Annotated in this window: 5 protein-coding genes; 2 read left to right on the top strand and 3 right to left on the bottom strand. The window is 70.3% G+C overall.

What is annotated here, in order from left to right; genetic code table 11:
* From ACLN58_RS18760 to hrcA, 3 genes are all read right to left on the bottom strand, one after another.
* A partial coding sequence (locus tag ACLN58_RS18760) for an RsmE family RNA methyltransferase (RefSeq protein WP_415856756.1) occupies positions 1 to 372 on the bottom strand: 372 nt, incomplete at its 3' end.
* 1 nt (position 373) lies between these two features.
* Positions 374 to 1,504: a molecular chaperone DnaJ gene (dnaJ, locus tag ACLN58_RS18755; protein ID WP_415856755.1), complete on the bottom strand. Its 1,131-nt coding sequence runs from the start codon at positions 1,502 to 1,504 to the stop codon at positions 374 to 376.
* Between the two features lie 41 nt (positions 1,505 to 1,545).
* Positions 1,546 to 2,559, bottom strand: coding sequence for a heat-inducible transcriptional repressor HrcA (gene hrcA / locus ACLN58_RS18750; RefSeq protein ID WP_415856754.1), 1,014 nt, complete (start codon positions 2,557 to 2,559; stop codon positions 1,546 to 1,548).
* Positions 2,560 to 2,796: 237 nt separating this feature from the next.
* On the opposite strand from hrcA, the gene ACLN58_RS18745 reads away from it, so the two are divergent.
* Complete coding sequence (locus tag ACLN58_RS18745) at positions 2,797 to 3,639, top strand: DUF3097 domain-containing protein (protein WP_415856753.1); 843 nt, start codon at positions 2,797 to 2,799, stop codon at positions 3,637 to 3,639.
* A 120-nt stretch (positions 3,640 to 3,759) separates the two neighbouring features.
* Positions 3,760 to 4,110, top strand: coding sequence for a DUF4870 domain-containing protein (locus ACLN58_RS18740; RefSeq protein WP_415856757.1), 351 nt, complete (start codon positions 3,760 to 3,762; stop codon positions 4,108 to 4,110).
* Positions 4,111 to 4,227: the final 117 nt, after the last annotated feature.

Here is a 4,227-nt window from a genome sequence, read left to right as displayed (position 1 = left end):
GCCCTTCCACCGCACGATCGAGCGCTCGGCCTGCCACGGAACGACGACGTCGGCACCCAGCTCCGTCGCCGCCTCGGCGGCGAGCTCGTCCCGGTCGCCCTTCGCGAGCGCCTGGACGAGGACCAGGCGGTAGGGCGGCTGCGGCTCGCGGTCGACGGCGTCGAGCACGACGGCGAGCACGTCACCTTCCGCGCGGGACACCCGGCCTCGTGCCCGCGTGCCTCGCCCGTCGACGAGGTCCACGGGCTCCCCACGACCAAGCCGACGCACGGTCGCCGCGTGCCTGCCCTCGGGCCCCGTCACGGTCGCCGTGCTGCCAGCGACGAGGCCGTCGAGGGATCCGGCCGGGACGAAGAAGACCGGGTTGGACACGTCAGAGGTTTCCGAACCTGTCGCGCAGCTTGGCGAACACTCCCCCGCCCGTGCCCACGAGCTTGCCCTCGGCCACGTGCTCGCCGCGGAGCTTCGCGAGCTGGCGGAGCAGCTCCTCCTGCTCGGGGTCCAGCTTCGTGGGGACCTCGACGTTGACGTGGACGAGCAGGTCGCCGCGGCCCGCGCCGCGGAGTCGGGCGACGCCGAGGTGGGGAAGCGTGACGACGTCGCCGGACTGGGTGCCGGGGCGGAGCGTGATGGACTGCTCGCCGTCGAACGTCTCGAGCGTGAGCTCTGTTCCGAGGGCCGCGGCCGTCATGGGGACGCTCAGGGTCGCGTGCAGCTGGTCGCCGTCGCGCGTGAACGTGGTGTGGGTGGCGACGCGGATCTCAACATAGAGGTCGCCGGACGGCCCGCCAGCGGTGCCCGCCTCGCCTTGGCCCGCGAGCTGGATGCGGGTCCCTGTCGAGACGCCGGCGGGGATCTTGACGGTGAGCGCGCGCCGGCTGCGGACGCGGCCCTCGCCGCCGCACTCGTTGCACGGGCTCGGGATCTCGGTGCCGAAGCCGTTGCACGTGGGGCAGGTGGCCGTGGTCATGACCTGGCCGAGGATCGAGCGGACCGCGCGCTGGACGTGCCCCGAGCCGCCGCACACGGCGCAGCGAACCGGTTCGGTGCCGGGCTCGCAGCACGAGCCGTCACACCGTGTACACAGCACGGCGGTGTCGACCTCGATCTTCTTGTTGACGCCGAACACAGCGTCCTTGAGCTCGATGCGGACGGCAATGAGCGCGTCCTGGCCGCGGCGGACTCGGGACGCGGGGCCGGACTGCTGCCCGCCGCCCCCGAAGAACGTCTCGAAGATGTCCTGGAACGCGAAGCCCGCGCCGTTGTAGGCGCCCGAGAAGCCGTTGTCCGTGCCGTTCTCGTTGCCGGTCGTGTCGTAGATCCGGCGCTTGTCCGGGTCGGAGAGGACCTCGTAGGCGTGGGTGACCGCCTTGAAGCGCTCGGACGCCTCCTCACCCGGGTTGACGTCCGGGTGGTACTTGCGGGCCAGCTTTCTGTAGGCCTTCTTGATCTCCTCGCCGCTCGCATCCGGGGACACGCCGAGGGTTTCGTAGTGGCTGCTCACTGTCTTCTTTCTCTTCAGCCTTCAGCTTCTGCTTCCGGCGTTCAGCTTCCGGCGAGGATCTTGGAGAGGTACCGTGCCACGGCGCGCACTGCGGCCATCGACGCCGGGTAGTCCATGCGGGTGGGGCCCAAGATGCCGATCTTGGCGTCGTCCCGTCCGTAGCCGGTGGCCACGACTGAGGTCTCGAGGAGCGAATCCGCGGCGGTCTCGTGCCCGATCGCTACGGCCACGCCGCGCGGATCGCTGGCCATCTCCGAGAGGAGGCGGAGGAGCACGACCTGCTCCTCAAGCGCCTCGAGCACGGGCGAGATGCTCAGCAGGAAGTCGCTGTTCGACCGCGCGAGGTACGCGGTCCCGGCCGTGACGATGCGGTCTTCTCGGCTCGACGCTGCGAGGGCACCGAGCCCTGCCGCGAGCTCGGCCGCAACGGCCTTGTCCTCCGGCAGGAGGGTATCCATGACGCTCGCGAGGTTGGCCCCAAGCTGGCCGACGGGCTGCCCGCCGGCGGACGCGAGGAAGCTCTGGCGCAGGAACGCGAGGCGATCGAGGTCGAGATCCTCGCCCACCGTCACGACTCGCTGCTCGACCGTCCCGCTGTCCGCGATGAGCACGAGCAGGACCTGGCGCGGCGCGAGGCCCACAGCCTCGATGTGCCGAACATGGGCGCGCCCGAGTTGCGGATACTGGACGACGGCGACCTGATTGGTCAGGTGGGACAGCAGCCTAACGGTCCGCTCTAGGACGTCGTCGAGATCGTCGGCGCCCTCGAGGAGCGACTGGATCGCGTGCCGCTCGGCTGCCGAAAGCGGGCGGACGGTCGAGAGCTGGTCGACGAACACGCGGTAGCCCTTGTCCGTCGGGACGCGGCCCGCACTCGTGTGCGGGGCCATGATGAGCCCCTCGTCCTCGAGCGTCGCCATGTCGTTGCGGATCGTCGCGCTCGAAACCCCCAGCCGGTGGCGCTCCACGAGAGCCTTCGAGCCGACGGGCTCGCGGTAGTGGACGTAGTCGTCGACGATGGCCCGGAGCACCTCGAGCTTTCGCGGCTCGTTCATTCCACCTCCCCTGAGGACGACATCGGCAGCGCGACGTGCGCATGCTTCCGAGCGATTTGTTAGCACTCTCTCTCCCCAAGTGCTAGATCCATTATGCGCCCCGCCCCGGAGCAACCCAGCATACGGGACACGCCGCGCCCGTCGGGGACCGCGTCCGCGGCCGCCCGCGTACCATGGAGCGGATCCGCTCAGCGGCAGCTGAGCGACAAGCTCGGCAGCAAGGGAGAACGGACCTCAATGTCCTACGACCAGTGGGGGCCGATCGACCTCACGGCCCCCAAGAAGACCGCTCCCCCGGACGTGCCGATCGAGCTCGGCATGGTGCTTGAGGACTCGCAGAGCGGCTGGGTCGGAGCCGTCACCCGCGTCGAGAAGTCGGGCGGCATGCATGTCTTCGCCCTCGAGGACCGTCGGGGGCGCTCGCGCTCCTTCGAGCTGGGCCATGGATTCCTCCTCGAGGGGCGGCCCATCCGCCTCACTCCCCCGGCCGCCCGGGCCGCGAATTCGGGCCCGAAGCGGACGGCCTCGGGATCCGTAGCGGTCGACGGCGCTCGGGCCCGCGTTGCGCGCGCGAGCCGCATCTGGGTCGAAGGCAAGCATGACGCCGAACTCGTCGAGCGGGTTTGGGGGGACGACCTGCGGATCGAGGGGATCGTGGTCGAGCCGCTGCACGGCGTCGATGACCTCGCGGCGGCGGTGGCCGACTTCCGACCCGGCCCCGAGCGCCGGCTCGGCATCCTCGTGGACCACCTCGTGGCGGGCTCGAAGGAGAGCCGCATCGCCGAGCGGGCCCTCGCCGTGCCGGGCGCCGCGGGCAACGTGCTCATCGTCGGCCACCCGTACGTTGACGTGTGGCAGGCCATCCGCCCGCAGACCCTCGGCATCCCCGCGTGGCCGGCTGTGCCCCGAGGGACCGACTGGAAGACCGGGATCCTCCGGGCCTTCGGCTGGCCCCATGCGACCGCCGAGGACATCGGGCTGGGCTGGCAGAAGCTCCTCGGCGCGGTGCGGACGTACGCGGATCTCGAACCCGCGCTGCTGGGCAGGGTCGAAGAGGTGATCGACTTCCTCACGGCGTGATCCGGTATGACGGATTCGGTATTCTTGGAGCAAGCCCTGAGACCTCCGACCCCGCAAGGACGTGCTGTGCCCGAGAACTGGCAGGATCACCATGAGCCCCACGAAAGGCGGCTCGGGAACGTGGGTGGCAGCGAGCCGTTCACGGCCGGCGAGGACCGCCAGTGGGCCACACTCGCGCACTTCGGCGGCATCCTCGGATGCCTTCCGTCGCTCCTCGTCTACCTTTCGTTCAAGGATCGCGGCCCGTTCACGGCCCAAGAGTCCAAGGAAGCGCTCAACTTCACGCTTCCCCCGACGCTTGCGGCCCTGTTCCTGAACCTCCTCTCGTTCATTCCGGTGGTCGGCAGCGTGTTCTCGGTGCTCGCGACGCTCGTGTGGGTCGCGCTCGCCGTCATGTCCGTCGCCGCCGGGATCGAGGTCAACCGCGGCCAGCCCTTCCGCTACCGGTTCAACCTCCGCTGGATCAAGTAGCCGGGCCCCCGGGGCAGCCGGGGCATGAGCCGGCCAGTTACGGCATGAGCCGGCGCACCACGGCGTCGGCGAGGAGACGGCCGGCGAGCGTCAGCACGAGCGTGCCGCGCACCGCCT

The sequence above is a fragment of the Sinomonas sp. G460-2 genome (assembly GCF_047759905.1).
GTDB lineage: Bacteria > Actinomycetota > Actinomycetes > Actinomycetales > Micrococcaceae > Sinomonas.
Note: the sequence above shows the minus strand (reverse complement) of the source record. Positions and strands in the feature narration are given on the sequence as shown.

What these genes read in the sequence shown, in the direction of transcription:
- hrcA (WP_415856754.1), bottom strand. Translation starts at nt 2,559, where the DNA reads ATGAACGAGCCGCGAAAGCTCGAGGTGCTCCGGGCCATCGTCGACGAC.
- ACLN58_RS18745 (WP_415856753.1), top strand. Translation starts at nt 2,797, where the DNA reads ATGTCCTACGACCAGTGGGGGCCGATCGACCTCACGGCCCCCAAGAAG.